This is a genomic window from Phyllobacterium sp. CCNWLW109, from assembly GCF_037203905.1.
GTDB lineage: Bacteria > Pseudomonadota > Alphaproteobacteria > Rhizobiales > Rhizobiaceae > Phyllobacterium > Phyllobacterium ifriqiyense.
In genome coordinates this window covers 659,592-673,816 of record NZ_JBBCBK010000003.1, presented here as the reverse complement: position 1 = coordinate 673,816, position 14,225 = coordinate 659,592, and the positions used below count along the sequence as shown (strand labels likewise).

The following is a 14,225-nucleotide window of genomic DNA, read 5'->3' as shown; positions in this document are numbered from 1 at the left end:
CCTTTAAACCTGTTCTTATTCGCCCGAAGCGGGCTTCTCAGCCTTGGCAGCAGCCTTCTTGGGCGCAGCTTTGGCCTTTGGGGCGGCTTTGGTCTCTGTCGCGTCAGCAGCAGCAACTTCAGCCTTTGCAGGCTTCTTGTTGGCCGGCTTTTCAGCGGCAGTCTTCGAAGGCTTGGCACCACCGGTAAGAATCTCAGCGATACGGATCGTTGTCAATTCCTGACGATGACCGCGTGTACGCTTCGAATTCTGGCGACGGCGCTTCTTGAAGGCAATAACCTTGCGTGCGCGGCCCTGTTCAACGACTTCGGCTGTGACCAGCGCGCCGCTGACTACAGGAGCGCCGATTGTTGCGTCAGCACCGACGCCAACCATCAGAACTTCTGCGAACTGTACGATATCGCCGGCATTGCCGGAAACTTTTTCGACCTTGAGTAGGTCATTGGCGGCAACGCGATACTGCTTACCACCGGTCTTGATGACTGCGAACATTTTGTGCCCTTTCGGCGTTCGGTTCGGTTTTCTGCCAGTTTCCCGGCAATAACCGTCTTTTTGTCAGTCGTGACAGATTGATCGAAAGGCACTTTTATCCATAAGAACGAAGGCACCCGAATTCAAAAACAAACGGCGCGGAGAATCCCCCACGCCAGTCGTTGCGCGCTTATAAGATCAGGAGCGAGGCGGAGTCAAGAAATTTAACGCAAAATTGCTCTTGTATCTGCGCGCTTTGCCCGCTATCTAGCGCGTCGCACGCTCAAGCCAAGCCCTTTGGGGCATCGCAGCACTAAAAATACGGGTCTTTACGTGGACCCTATATGCGGAGAGGTGGCTGAGTGGTTGAAAGCACCGCACTCGAAATGCGGCATGGGGGCAACTCCATCGGGGGTTCAAATCCCTCCCTCTCCGCCATTTACATTGCGCCAGCAGGCGCGTTCAGAGAGCTCACTTATCACTTGCCTGAGACGTAGTCGGATCGGTCAATCCCGTGACGCTGCAGCTTGTCGTAGAAGGTTTTGCGCGGGATACCGAGCGCCTGGATCGTGGAGCGCACATCCCCGCCATTTGCTGCCAATGCTTGCTGGATAAGCCGCGCCTCATATCGTTCCATGGCTTGCGGCAAACTTGAACCGTCGCTTTCAATATCTGATTTTGTTGTTTCAATACCATCAAGACCAAGTGCAGCACGTTCGGCAAAATGCACCAGCTCGCGCACATTTCCGGGCCAGTCATGCTGCATGAGATAGGAGCGCTGCGCGGCTGTGATCTCTGGCACATCTGTTTTGAATCTTGCCGAAGCGCGATGCAGAAAATGGGTAAACAGAAGCATGATATCATCGCGCCGCTCACGCAGCGGAGGAATTGAAACAGTCACGACATTGAGCCTGTAGAACAAATCCTCGCGAAAATTGACGCGCTGGTCGGCGCTCCCAAGGTCAACCTTGGCCGCGGCCACCACGCGCAAATCGACGGGCCGGTGTTCGTTGGTGCCAAGCGGTGTAATTTCCCGGCTTTCCAAAACGCGTAGAAGTTTTACCTGCGTTGAAAGAGGCATGCTCTCAATCTCATCGAGAAACAAGGTTCCGCCACTAGAGTGCTCAATGCGGCCAACACGCTTCTTTTGTGCCCCCGTGAAAGCTCCGGCTTCGTGGCCAAACAATTCGCTTTCTATGACTGTTTCCGGCAAAGCCCCGCAGTTCAGCGCAACGAAGTTCCCCTGTTTGCGCCTGCTCCATTCATGCAAAAGTCCGGCAACAACCTCTTTCCCCGTCCCTGTTTCACCGGCGATCAATACGTCGACATCGGCACCTGCCACATGGCGCAGGGTCTTTCGAAGGTTTTGCATAACGGGCGTTTGACCGATCAGCGGCAGTGATTCATTGGTGTTTTCCACCGCCAAACGCAATTCGCGGTTCTCCATGACGAGCCGGCGTTTCTCCAATGCTCGCATTATGCTTTGCACAAGGCGATCGGCTGGATAGGGCTTGGCGATAAAATCATAGGCGCCCTTATGGATCGCCTCGACAGCCATATCGATATCACCATGTCCGGTTATAAGGATGACGGGCAGATCGGAGTCCATTTCACGCAAACGGCGAAACAGCTCAAGCCCGTCAATGTGAGGCATCCTCACATCGGTCACGACAACACCCGGAAAGTCCGGCGTCAGGAATCGCAAAGCGAGCATTGCATTGGGAAATGGCTGCACGTTGAAGCCTGCCAGTTCAAGCGTCTGGCAATTTGCAGCACGCAGGTCGTCATCATCTTCAACAAAGGCAATTTGATTTGAATCCATGGTCAGACCACCTTTTTCAGATGCACGGTAAACTCGGTCCCGGCAGAGCTGCTTTCAACCTCGATGCGCCCCCCATACTCCGCAACAATGTCATGGCAGATCACCAGACCAAGCCCCAGGCCCCGATCCTTGGACGTGTTGAAGGGTGTAAAGAGCATCTGCATGATTGAATCGGGTATTCCAGGACCATTATCAGCAACAATCAATCGCAGTTCCTCTTGGTCAACGGAACAGCGCACGCTGATCTTGCTGGCGGGTCCACCTTCCGTCGCTTCAAGCGCATTTTGCATGAGATTGATCAGAACTTGTTCGAGGCGGATGCGGTTGCCATAGACCTTCACTTCGGGAGGAGGCATTTCAGTCAGGATTTGTCCGGCACGCTGGCGAAATCTGCTTCCGAGAAGCAGCATCGCACCTTCGATGATATCACTGACACTGACAGGCCCAGAATCTCCCGTGCCTTTGCGGGAAAAGGTCCTGAGTTCGTCGGTGATGCTTCCGATGCGTTCCGTCAGCCCGGCAATAGTCTTCAAATTGTCTTTGGCGGAATCGACCTGATTGCGCCCCAAAAACGTTGCCGCATTATCAGCATAGGATCGAATGGCCGCCACAGGCTGGTTAATCTCATGCGCCACCCCTGCAGTCACCTGACCGAGAATTGCCAGGCGGTTCGCCTGCACAAGCTCCAATTGGACGGACTGGAGTTTTGTTTCCGTCTTTTGACGTTCTTCCGCCTGCATGACCAGCTCGGCATGCGCCGCACTCAAATCCGCAGTGCGGGCAGCAACACGGCGCTCAAGTTCAACCCTCGCCACTTCCTGTTCGTGCGCCCGGCGCAATGCCAGTCCGCGCCGGCGAAGAATAAAAGCAGTGAGACCCAGCAAGGGAGCAAGAAAGAGCAGTGTAATCAACTGAGCGGTACGGACAGACTCGGTCACCGTTGGTGCGGCAGGCGTCAATGATTGCAATTTCCAACTCGTGGTCGGAACCGAGGTTTGAACCCGTACGAATTCTCTTCGGGACGGGGCGCCCGGCAACCTGGCTTGAACAATATCCGGCTGCGCCGTTGGCATGGGCGGAGAAATATCCAGCGGCTCCAATGGCGCGCCGCCAAATTGCAGACTCTCGCGAAGCGGCCCCATTCGCTCGGCGGGGATGACACTTTCTGTCATAAAACGCCAGTCGGGAAAGCTTGTGACCAGCACGATACCGCGTTGATCAACCACCAAGGTCGGATCGCTGTTGCGGCGCCAGTCCGCTTCGATTTCATCAAACTCCAGTTTGACAACAATGACGCCTAGTGGTCCAGCCGGGCTATCAATGCGCTTTGAAATATAAAGTCCCGGCCGCTTGCTGACAGTGCCAAGGGCGTAATGTTCTGCGCTGCCATTTCTGATGGCGCGTGTGTAATAGGGCCGAAAACTGTAATTGGTTCCGACGAAACTGATCGGCTCGTTCCAGTTGCTCGCAGCGATTGCCAGTCCATTTGCATCAAGCAGGTAAATTACAGCAGATCCGGTGCCATCGATAAGGCTTTCAAATTTATGATTGAGACGTTGGAGCTGGCTCTCGCTGCGAGTGGAAAGCGCACTCATAACATCCCTGTCTTGGGACAGGACAAAAGGAACCGCTCTTTGCTTTTCGAGCACGGTGCGCAGGAGAACTGCATTTAATTCAGCTGTGCTTTTCGCACGGTCCATCACGATCTGATACCCGCGTTCGCGGCCAATATTGCCCGCCACGAAAAGCGCCGCAAAAATTATGATTACAGCAAAGGTGGCTAGAACAGCCTTGCTGGCCCAACCAGATCGCGCTGTCGGGGTGAGGATTTCAGAGGCCTTTTGTGGATGATCATCCATGAACATAGGTGTGCATATATCCGCACAAAATACAATGAATCTGTGCGGCATACCACACAATTTGAGGCGGAGTCGAAGCTTATGAATAAAAAAATGTATTAATTTCAAATAGTTATAGAATTACCAATAACTGGCACGCCATTTGCATTCCATGGCTGCAGACGGTCGGTCCGTCTGTAATTGAGCCTGGGAGGCTAGCAGGTTGGTCCTGTCAGACGAGGCTCGCATCATGGAGGAAGTCATGAGTCCGGTGACACTAACCACGGCCAATGCTGGCCTGCAGCCATCAAAAAAGGCTCCGATCTATAGCCATTTATATTTTCAGGTACTTGTCGCAATCGCCATCGGCATCGCGCTTGGGCATTATTATCCTGACCTTGGAACCAGTATGAAACCGCTTGGCGATGCTTTCATCAAGCTGGTAAAAATGATCATCGCCCCTGTCATTTTTCTGACCGTATCCACCGGCATTGCCGGTATGAGCGATCTTAAGAAAGTCGGCCGCGTTGCTGGCAAGGCCATGATCTACTTTCTGACGTTTTCGACGCTTGCCTTGATCGTCGGACTGGTCGTTGCCAATGTTGTTCAACCTGGTGCAGGCATGAATATTGATCCTGCCTCGCTTGATCCAAAAGCGGTTGCAACCTACACGCAGCAGGCGCATGAGCAGAGCATCATTGGATTCCTGAACAATATCATTCCGACCACGATCGTCGGCGCTTTCGCATCCGGCGATATTCTGCAGGTGCTGTTCTTCTCGGTGCTGTTTGGTCTTTCGCTTGCCATGGTCGGTGAGAAAGCCGAGCCAGTCACCAACTTTCTTCTGACGCTTTCGGCACCGATCTTCAAACTTGTTGCCATCTTGATGAAGGCAGCGCCCATTGGCGCATTCGGAGCAATGGCGTTCACCATCGGGAAATATGGCATCGGGTCTGTCGCCAATTTGATCATGTTGATCGGCACATTCTATTTGACATCACTCCTGTTCGTGCTTGTCATTCTCGGCGCGGTTGCCTGGTATAATGGTTTTTCCATTTTGGCTCTGATCCGCTACATCAAGGAAGAGCTCTTGCTGGTGCTTGGTACCAGCTCTTCGGAAGCAGCGCTGCCAACCCTTATGGCCAAGATGGAAAAAGCGGGTTGCAAGAAGTCCGTGGTCGGCCTCGTTATCCCGACCGGCTATTCTTTTAATCTGGACGGCACAAACATTTATATGACCCTGGCCGCCCTGTTCATTGCTCAAGCAACAAACATCCATTTGAGCATGTCGGATCAAATTCTGCTTTTGCTCGTCGCCATGCTGAGTTCCAAAGGCGCTGCCGGTATCACCGGTGCCGGCTTTATTACCCTTGCGGCGACGCTTTCTGTTGTGCCGGCGGTTCCCGTTGCGGGCATGGCGCTAATCCTGGGTATTGATCGCTTCATGTCAGAATGCCGTGCCTTGACCAACCTTGTTGGCAATGCTGTTGCAACGATTGTCGTAGCGCGTTGGGAAGGCGAGCTCGACAAAGACAAACTGGCCCAGGCGCTTAACGGCGAACTGGCCGAAGAAGAAGCACTGGTCTTGGCAAACTGATTATTCAGTTTGATCTCTTGTCCATGTAATAAAAGTCCTGCGGTGTGCCATTTCCTTTGGTGTCGCCGCAGGCGCTGGGAGGCATCATGAAAACACTTCTTTATGCACTTACATTGGTTGCAAGTGTTCATAGCGGCGTTGCAATCGCTGCAGAACAACCACCGAGGGACGAATTCTTCTGGTTGGGCATGATCAACAAGGCGACGATCATTATCAATTCCGACGAAGGATTGCTCGACAAAGACCTCACGCCAAAGATCGCCGCCGGGCTGAAGAAGGTCCTTGCAGATGGGGCTCAACCTGGAGCAAAGCGGCCCTCAACCGTAATATCATTTGAGCCTTTGCTCATTGAAGCAGCAGGCCCGGAGGTCACGTTAATCCATGCCGGGCGTTCGAGCCAGGATATGCATTCGACCTACAGGGCCGCCATCATGCGGGATGATCTACTAAGACTTGCACATCAGCTGGATAAAACAACAAGCGCCCTCGTTGATCTTGCAGAGCGCCACGTCGATACGATCGTACCCAACTATACCAACGGCGTCGCGGCGCAACCCAATAGTTTCGGACACTACCTGCTTGGCCATGCAGCAGGTCTGGAGCGAGATGCTCAGCGTATCAGGGAAGCCTATGCCCGTGTTGACAGAAGCCCGATGGGAACCACCGTACTGAACGGCACAAGCTGGCCACTCAATCGAACTCGAATGGCGGATTATCTCGGCTTCAGTGGCGTCGTTGACAATGCATATGACGCCTCACAAATATCCCCGGTAGATGAACCGGTCGAAGTTGGAGCGATCGTTACAAGTATCGCACTCCATACCGGACAGTTCATTGAAGATATCATGACGCAATATGCGCAGCCCCGCCCGTGGATATTGCTGCAAACAGGGGGAGGCAACACATATGTGTCCAGCGCGATGCCCCAGAAGCGCAATCCTGGAATTCTCAATTCCACAAGGCAAGCTGCTTCCACCGCAGTGACATTGGCTATGGGACCCATTATCCAAGCGCACAACATTACGCCCGGCATGCCGGATGCAAAAGACGAGGATGCCAACACAGAAATTGTCGAAAGCGCGATCAAAGCGCTGGAAGGCTGGGAAAAAATACTCGGCTCGCTCGTGATCGACCCGAACCGTTCCCTTGAAGAGCTGAACAGCGACTGGACTGCTTCGCAAGAACTCGCGGATGTTTTGATGCGCAAATATAAACTGCCTTTCCGCGTCGGGCATCACTTTGCGTCCGAGATCGTGGATTTTGCCAAATCACAAAATATCAAGCCACTCGACTTCCCCTATGCCGATGCGCAGCGAATCTACAAGGAAGCTGTCAAGGGATCGAGCTTTTCAGACCAGCTCCCTATGAACGAGGAAGAGTTTCGAGCAACGCTCGACCCAGTCGCAATCGTTAGGAATCGAGCCACTAGCGGCGGGCCGCAGCCCAAGGAAATGGCGCGGATGATCAAAACGGCCAAAGAAAAAATCGCCTCGCAAGAAGCTTGGGTCGCAGACAGACGGCGCGTCGTAACCACAGCGCTTAAACGGCTGGATGAGGATTTCGACAAGCTTTCCACAAGCCCAAATTAACAGCATTGGCTGACAGATAGAGCCCGGCGAGTTTGGAATGCTCGCCCGGCTGCAAACGGGCTATTCATCATCATTGATACTAAGATTTTCCAGATCTTTCTGGCCAGCAGCGAGAGCTTGGTCTTCGGTATCGTGCGGCCCCATCAAGGCGCCTGTCTCACTATCGATAACGACGACATAATACCATTTGCCGTCGCTTTTCTTGTCGGTGTGCACATAGCATCTCTGTTCGCTTGTCATGCAGCATTTTCATGTATTGCAAGGCCAAAAGCAAATTGTATAGCGCCCTGGGACGGGCGCACCTTGTCAATAAACGGAGCGGTCTCCATAAATGCCGCTTGGATCGTACATCTGGAACATTTCCAGCTCCACCGCGCTGAAAAACGCCCCGACTTCTTCATCCTGCTCGTCTTCGGAAAGGCCGATCCGAGCCAGATGTTCGAACAGGCCATCAGCGACCTTGTTTCGATAGGCTTCAGCTTGGCGACCGTTTTTTTCCTTCAGCGTGGCCGCAACTTCGCGAACCGTAGCTAGTCTCTTCGTCATCGGAAAAGGGATTATTTGGCAATTCGTAGCAGGGTTAACTTTTTGCATGCTCGCTTATTCCCGGACGGCATTTGCCGCGTTTGCATTGATTCGTGAGCAAGAATACGAGCAAGGTTCCTAACAATTTGTTCAGCATAAATTTTCAGCAAAAAATTCAATGTTTTCAAACGTTACGTAACATTTAACCACACTTTATTGGGCAACAGATTTGTGCGTAACACCTCCTGAATCTTGCCCGTTACGGCATGCAGGCCTATCACAGGTGGGGTAAGTGATTCGTTTGTTAACGGCGTAGACATTCATACATGGCACTGAGCAACGCAGAACGACAGAGACGGCACCGCGAACGGCAGAAGCAAAAACTGGCCGCGGTAGCTCCCGATATCGCCATGCAGTATGAAAATGTGGGAGCCGATCTGCGAGAAAAACTTTATGCTCTGATCGATAAAGAGAATGCTGCACGGCAGCGCGCAGCCGCAGGAAAACCGATCGAGCTTACAGATTTCCGGCGCGTTATACTCGACATCGCCCTCAATGAAAATCAGTCGTCGATAGTCGACGAAGCGCGAATGATCCTTTTGAAAGCACTTTCAATGGGAGAGAGTTCGGAAAGAGAAATCATTGAGGCCCGGCGTCTGAAGTCTGCAAAGGCAGTTATCAAGCCTGAGACGCGGGTGTCGCCAGAAAGCCGCCTGCCCAAGGAACAAATAACCCCGCTTCCTCATTATCTGCGTGTGCCCAATTTCGGCTGATGGCCTCGTAAGTTCAACGCCTTGAAAAGCTCCTTCATTTCGCAACGCATTTGAGGACGACTGTCATGAACCATCCCGCTTTATCCCCGTCCAATGTTGCCGTAATTACTGGAGGGGCCTCGGGTATCGGTCTGGCGGCGGCAAAGCGTTTTGCTGGTTTGGGAATGAAGGTTGCCATTGCCGATCTGGGCGGAGAGAGGTTGGAGCAGGCGTGTCGGGAAGTTGCAGATTTGCAGCCAGCTCATCCGGATGCCGTCATCGCAGTTGCTACAGACGTGACACGCCCCGACGATCTGCGGAATTTGAAACAGATTGTCGATGAGAAATTCGGCCAGACCGACATTTTAATGAACAATGCCGGCATCCAACCTGGAAGCAGCGTCTTCGACGGCAGCAATTGGGATCGCATTATTGCAACCAATTTGATGGCCGTGGTTCACGGCTGTCAGATATTCGGCCCGTCAATGATCAAGCGTCAGACGCCGGGTTTGATTATCAACACGGGATCGAAGCAAGGCATAACCACTCCACCGGGTGACCCCGCCTATAACGTTTCCAAATCAGGGGTAAAGACCTTTACGGAGGCGTTGCAACACGAGTTACGTAACACGAAAGACTGTCACGTAACCGCACATCTGTTCATTCCGGGCTTTGTTTATACGGCCCTTACAAAGGGCGACCGCGTTGAGAAACCCGCTGGCGCGTGGACACCGGAACAGACAGTTGATTTCATGCTGGAGAGCGTGGCGGCTGGCGACTTTTACATTCTGTGCCCTGATAATGACGTTACTCGCGCTTTGGACGAGAAGCGAATTCTCTGGGCAGCAAATGATATTATCCAAAACCGTCCGCCGCTTTCGCGGTGGCATCCGGATTTTGAATCCCGGTTTGCCAATTTTCTCAAACAAAATGCCTGAGAAATCAGTCCGGCGTGTGGGCTGAATAAATCCACACTACCGACTTGAAGAGGGCGGTAAACCCGCTTTATGTTGACGCAAACTTTTTAACCGCATGGGTATATTATGAATTCATCTCAAAAGATCCCTTCCATCGACCCAGTCAAACTCGATCGGCTGGGCGAGGTTGCCGTGAAAATCGGTTTGCAATTGCAGCCGGGACAGGACCTTTTGATCACAGCACCGCTTGCCGCCCTTCCTCTTGTTCGCCGCATCACTGAGCATGCCTATAAGGCAGGCGCGGGATTGGTCACGACCTTTTACAATGACGAAGAAACAACGCTGATGCGTTATCGCAATGCGCCAGAGGATAGTTTCGACCATTCCGCAGGCTGGCTTTACGAAGGGATGGCAAAAGCGTTTTCTGCCAATACGGCGCGCCTCGCCATTTCTGGCGATAATCCCATGTTGTTATCGGCAGAAGATCCCGAGAAAGTCGCGCGGGCGAACAGGGCGCAATCGAAAGCCTATCAACCAGCGCTGGAAAAAATCACTGGCTTCGACGTTAACTGGAACATCGTCTCCTATCCCAACCCCTCTTGGGCTAAGCAGGTTTTTCCCGATCAGGACCCCGATGCAGCTGTCATAATGCTTGCCGATGCCATTTTCTCTGCTTCCCGTGTGGATATTGATGATCCGGTCAGCGCCTGGCGCGACCACAATGCCGCATTGCTCAAGCGCAGGGAGTGGCTGAACGGCCTGAACTTTGCTTCCCTGAACTTCAAAGGCCCCGGCACAGATCTGACCGTAGGGCTGGCCGATGAACATGAATGGCAAGGTGGCGCTTCAAGGGCCAAGAATGGCATCACCTGCAATCCGAATATTCCGACCGAAGAAGTATTCACCACCCCGCATGCTCTTCGGGTTGACGGTCACGTATCCAGCACCAAACCATTGTCATATCAGGGTACTTTGATCGAAAATATTCAGGTTCGCTTTGAAGCTGGAAAGATCGTCGAAGCCAAGGCGACACGCGGCGAGGAAGTATTCAATAAAATTCTCGGTACGGATGAAGGTGCCCGCCGCCTCGGTGAAGTGGCGCTTGTCCCGCATTCTTCGCCGATTTCTGCTTCAGGGCTGCTGTTCTTCAACACGCTGTTCGATGAAAATGCTGCAAGCCATATAGCACTCGGTCAATGCTACTCGAAATGCTTCATCAATGGCGGAACGTTGAGTCCGGAGGAGATAGCATCAAAGGGCGGAAATAAGAGCCTTATTCATATCGACTGGATGATTGGATCTGGAGAAATCGATGTGGATGGCATCCATAAGGATGGCTCGACTGTTCCCGTTATGCGCAATGGCGAGTGGGCATAGTTAAACCACGCAATTCAATCGCCACCGCGAAGGCGGTGGCGATCTATTTGATCTCAAATACTATTAGGCAACGAGACGCCCGGCAGTCTCGGTCTGGGCATAGGCCTTGCCGAAACGGTTAGCCAGAAATGCATCAAGTGCGATGTCTTCCTGTTTGATGAAGCCCTGCTGTGGCAGGTCACCCTTCGCAAGCATGTCCACAACAGCGCAAATGGCCGATGCTGTGGTGATCTGGATACCGCTATAAAGCTGCGATCCGATATGGCCGCTATAGACCTTGTTTGCATAAGTTTCCTGCAACAGGCGCCCCTTCTTGCGGCCGCTGACCGTTACGAAGATCACAACCACGTCCTGCGTGGTTGATGGCAGGGCGTTTTCAAGAATGTCCTTGAAAACATCCCGGCGATCGCGCAGTCCGAGATCGTTCAGCAACGCCTTCATGATGGCGGCATGGCCGGGATAGCGGATCGTACGATAATTGAGCGTACGCACCTTGCCCAAGAGACTCTCGCACAATGTGCCAAGTCCGCCCGATGTGTTGAATGCCTCGTAGGTTACGCCATCGAGCGAAAATTCTTCGCGCTCTTCAAGCGGTGGAACTTCGGTCAGTTCACCGTCGACAATCGCTTCACATGGCTCGCAATATTCATTGATCACGCCATCCGTCGACCAGGTAAGATTATAGTTGAGCGCGTTGGATGGATATTGCGGCAGCGCGCCAACGCGCATGCGAACGCTTTCCAGCGTATCGAAGCGCTTGGCCAGATCATTGGCAACGATGGAGATAAACCCGGGCGCGAGACCACATTGCGGAATGAACGCAGTCTTTGCTGTTGTCGCCAATTGCTTGACAATGCGCGTGCTGGCAACGTCTTCCGTCAGATCGAGATAGTGGACGCCGGATTTGGCAGCGGCCTCAGCGATGCGTGTGGTCAGATGGAACGGTGCCGCGCTCAGAACAGCGAACTTGCCGTCCAGCACTTTTTCAAGCACGCCCGCTTCAGCAATTTCAATACAGCTGGTAGCCACATGCGCTGAAACCTCAAGTGCATCCAATTGTGTCTGCGCGCGATCAACGACAGTTACGTGATATTCCCCTGTCTCGCTCAGCAAATTGGCAATCGTTCCTCCGATTTTGCCTGCCCCTACAACGACGATCTCTTTCATGTGATTCCCCTGAATATGCATAAACCTTTCGGAATTTTCTCATATTGCTCGGCGAAATGCAGTGTATATACTGACGATATAACTCTTAAGTTTAACTAATATGCCGAGTGGATTTGTCATTATGCTGACACAAGCTGATCATGCCCTGCTTTCCCTGCTCCGGGAAAATGCCCGGGCCTCCACAGCCGACCTTGCGCGTAAGCTCGGGCTGTCACGCACCACAGTGCAGAGCCGCATCGAACGGCTCGAAAATCGGGGAATGATCCGCGGATACAGCGTCCAGCTATCGCCGGAATATCAGCAGAATTTGGTCAAGGCGCATGTGCTGGTCACTGCCTTGCCCAAATTTGCTGTACGGGTCGAAGCTTCGTTGCGCAAAATACCATGGGTCAGAACCCTGCATTCGGTTAGCGGGCAGTTCGATATGATTGTTATTGTTGAGGCCCCATCAATCCAGGAATTGGACAGGTTGCTCGACGAAATCGGCGCATTGGAAGGCGTCGAAAGAACGATGTCGTCAATCATCCTTTCCACACGCATAGAACGCTGATCAGACCTATTTCTCAGATTTAGCCAGTGCAACCCTGTCGACCGCGGCAATCATGCACACTTCGAGATCACCCAAACCATCCTTGATCTCAGCTTCGGTGATACCCGCAGCCTCGGCATCGGCAGCACAACGTTCCGCGAGACGCTGAGGGCGACGATCGTGATGCTCCATATCAACTGGCTTGTTGGTATCGATATTAGCTTCAATCCAGTTATTAACGAAATCAATAGCTCGCTGACTCATTTTGTGCTCCTGGAATTATTGCCCGTCGATCCAGTAAAACAATTAGATAGCGATAAGGTTGCGCATTAAAGCATCGGACCGAAAAGTGGGATCCCGGTTTTCGGATAATCCGATGCTAAAATAAAAGGATAGATCGCCATGTTGAGTCCATGAGGACGTCCGGCGATCTAGCGGGCTTCCTTCGCCCATACCTTGAACTTCGTCAGCAAATTCGGGCCAAAAATATTGGTCAAAGGCACGTCTGCCGCGTCTCGGCCATGCGCTACCTTTATCCGGCCGATACGAGGCTTATTGTTGCGCGGATCAAATGCGTGCCAGGCACCGCCAAGATAAACTTCCATCCAGGCACAAAAATCCATCTCGGCATGTGGCGGCGGCACGCCGATATCGGTGATATAGCCGGTGCAGTAGCGGGTTGGAATGTTCAGGCACCGGCAAAATGCAACGGCCAAATGGGTAAAATCACGGCAAACACCACGCCCTTCATAATAGCCAGACGAAGCTGTGCGGGTCGGATTGGAAAACTCATAGCCAAAGGTGATATGGTTGTGCACAAAGTCGCAGACAGCCTGCACCCTCTGCCATCCCTCCGGCGTATTGCCAAACAAGCGCCAGGCCTCGTCACTCAGCAGATCGGTTTCGCAGTATCGGCTACCCATGAGATATACGAGCGTTTCATCCGGCAGGTCCTGTACGCGATGTTGGACAGCATCCAGCACAACAGGGTCCGGCAACCCGCTATCCCGCACAAGAGCATTCGTAGAACAGATAAAGGTGCCTGGCATGGCGACAATGCGGTTGCACCAATTACCGAATTGATCGTGATAGCCTGTGATCGTTGAATCAAAGTTTGTCTGAAAAGTTTCGATACCTTCCAGATCGTCAAAACGTGAATGATGGACATTCAATATCGCTACAAGGGGTGTTTCCTGCGTGAACTCAAATGTTAGCTCGCACCCTACATGTAATATCATCCACGGTTCCCTTGATTATATTTGTGTTGAAACAGCATCGGCAGAGTCTGGCGCAAAAAGCAACCGGCCCAAAAGCGGACCGGTTAAACTTTTCACATTCTTGGACTATCAAGCCTTGTCGACGACCTTCTTAACGGCGTCTTTTGCCTTACCCTTGGCTGATTGCACATCGCCTTTCAGCTCCTGCGCCTTTCCCTCAGCCTCCATCTTCTTGGAACCAGTGGCCTTGCCGGCTGCCTGTTTTACATTACCGGCCATCTTGTTGGCCGCGCCGGAAATCTTGTCGCTAGTGCTACCCATTGGATACTCCCTGAAAGCTTTTTCAACTACATCACTAAACGGGCTTCACGCAGGATTGTTCCCAGAGAAAATCAATTAAGCTATTGATATAAATAGATAAAAT

The 14,225-nt window shown here is 52.5% G+C and carries 15 protein-coding genes and 1 tRNA gene; 7 read left to right on the top strand and 9 right to left on the bottom strand.

What is annotated here, in order from left to right; all coding sequences use genetic code 11:
- Positions 1-15: 15 nt before the first annotated feature.
- Positions 16-492: a 50S ribosomal protein L21 gene (rplU, locus tag V9K92_RS13825; protein WP_008121909.1), complete on the bottom strand. Its 477-nt coding sequence runs from the start codon at positions 490-492 to the stop codon at positions 16-18.
- Positions 493-819: 327 nt separating this feature from the next.
- Here rplU and V9K92_RS13820 point away from each other — a divergent pair.
- Positions 820-909 (top strand) — tRNA-Ser (locus tag V9K92_RS13820).
- A gap of 40 nt (positions 910-949) precedes the next feature.
- Here V9K92_RS13820 and V9K92_RS13815 read toward each other — a convergent pair.
- A complete protein-coding gene (locus V9K92_RS13815; protein ID WP_337354240.1) occupies positions 950-2,293 on the bottom strand; it encodes a sigma-54-dependent transcriptional regulator in 1,344 nt (447 codons plus the stop codon).
- A gap of 2 nt (positions 2,294-2,295) precedes the next feature.
- Entirely contained in the window at positions 2,296-4,158 is a 1,863-nt protein-coding gene (locus V9K92_RS13810; RefSeq protein WP_443094466.1) for a sensor histidine kinase, read from the bottom strand.
- Positions 4,159-4,393: 235 nt separating this feature from the next.
- Between V9K92_RS13810 and V9K92_RS13805 the strand changes: the two genes are divergently transcribed.
- Together V9K92_RS13805 and V9K92_RS13800 are read left to right on the top strand one after the other, a co-directional pair.
- Positions 4,394-5,728: a dicarboxylate/amino acid:cation symporter gene (locus tag V9K92_RS13805; protein ID WP_115054311.1), complete on the top strand. Its 1,335-nt coding sequence runs from the start codon at positions 4,394-4,396 to the stop codon at positions 5,726-5,728.
- An 86-nt stretch (positions 5,729-5,814) separates the two neighbouring features.
- Positions 5,815-7,317: an argininosuccinate lyase gene (locus tag V9K92_RS13800; RefSeq protein WP_337354238.1), complete on the top strand. Its 1,503-nt coding sequence runs from the start codon at positions 5,815-5,817 to the stop codon at positions 7,315-7,317.
- A 60-nt stretch (positions 7,318-7,377) separates the two neighbouring features.
- Here the strand turns inward: V9K92_RS13800 and V9K92_RS13795 are convergent, their stop codons facing one another.
- Both V9K92_RS13795 and V9K92_RS13790 read right to left on the bottom strand, forming a co-directional pair.
- Positions 7,378-7,557 carry a hypothetical protein gene (locus V9K92_RS13795; protein WP_337354237.1) on the bottom strand — a complete coding sequence of 60 codons (180 nt, stop codon included), beginning with the start codon at positions 7,555-7,557 and terminating at the stop codon, positions 7,378-7,380.
- 66 nt (positions 7,558-7,623) lie between these two features.
- Positions 7,624-7,911, bottom strand: coding sequence for a DUF6074 family protein (locus tag V9K92_RS13790; protein ID WP_115054314.1), 288 nt, complete (start codon positions 7,909-7,911; stop codon positions 7,624-7,626).
- 257 nt (positions 7,912-8,168) lie between these two features.
- On the opposite strand from V9K92_RS13790, the gene V9K92_RS13785 reads away from it, so the two are divergent.
- The 3 genes from V9K92_RS13785 (at position 8,169) to V9K92_RS13775 (ending at position 10,888) form a co-directional block, all read left to right on the top strand.
- Entirely contained in the window at positions 8,169-8,615 is a 447-nt protein-coding gene (locus V9K92_RS13785; RefSeq protein ID WP_307281050.1) for a hypothetical protein, read from the top strand.
- 65 nt (positions 8,616-8,680) lie between these two features.
- On the top strand, positions 8,681-9,532 hold the full coding sequence (locus V9K92_RS13780; protein WP_115054316.1) for an SDR family NAD(P)-dependent oxidoreductase: 852 nt from the start codon (positions 8,681-8,683) through the stop codon (positions 9,530-9,532).
- Positions 9,533-9,637: 105 nt separating this feature from the next.
- A complete protein-coding gene (locus tag V9K92_RS13775; RefSeq protein ID WP_337354236.1) occupies positions 9,638-10,888 on the top strand; it encodes an aminopeptidase in 1,251 nt (416 codons plus the stop codon).
- Positions 10,889-10,951: 63 nt separating this feature from the next.
- Here V9K92_RS13775 and V9K92_RS13770 read toward each other — a convergent pair whose 3' ends face one another.
- Entirely contained in the window at positions 10,952-12,055 is a 1,104-nt protein-coding gene (locus V9K92_RS13770) for a saccharopine dehydrogenase family protein (protein WP_115054769.1), read from the bottom strand.
- A gap of 121 nt (positions 12,056-12,176) precedes the next feature.
- Here V9K92_RS13770 and V9K92_RS13765 point away from each other — a divergent pair, with 121 nt between their 5' ends.
- Entirely contained in the window at positions 12,177-12,605 is a 429-nt protein-coding gene (locus tag V9K92_RS13765) for an Lrp/AsnC family transcriptional regulator (RefSeq protein WP_115054318.1), read from the top strand.
- A 6-nt stretch (positions 12,606-12,611) separates the two neighbouring features.
- Here the strand turns inward: V9K92_RS13765 and V9K92_RS13760 are convergent, their stop codons facing one another.
- The 3 genes from V9K92_RS13760 to V9K92_RS13750 form a co-directional block, all read right to left on the bottom strand.
- Positions 12,612-12,848 (bottom strand): DUF768 domain-containing protein, encoded by a 237-nt coding sequence (locus V9K92_RS13760; protein WP_115054319.1) that lies wholly within the window; start codon positions 12,846-12,848, stop codon positions 12,612-12,614.
- 167 nt (positions 12,849-13,015) lie between these two features.
- Positions 13,016-13,822, bottom strand: coding sequence for a transglutaminase-like domain-containing protein (locus tag V9K92_RS13755; RefSeq protein ID WP_115054320.1), 807 nt, complete (start codon positions 13,820-13,822; stop codon positions 13,016-13,018).
- A 108-nt stretch (positions 13,823-13,930) separates the two neighbouring features.
- On the bottom strand, positions 13,931-14,122 hold the full coding sequence (locus tag V9K92_RS13750; RefSeq protein WP_115054321.1) for a CsbD family protein: 192 nt from the start codon (positions 14,120-14,122) through the stop codon (positions 13,931-13,933).
- Positions 14,123-14,225: the final 103 nt, after the last annotated feature.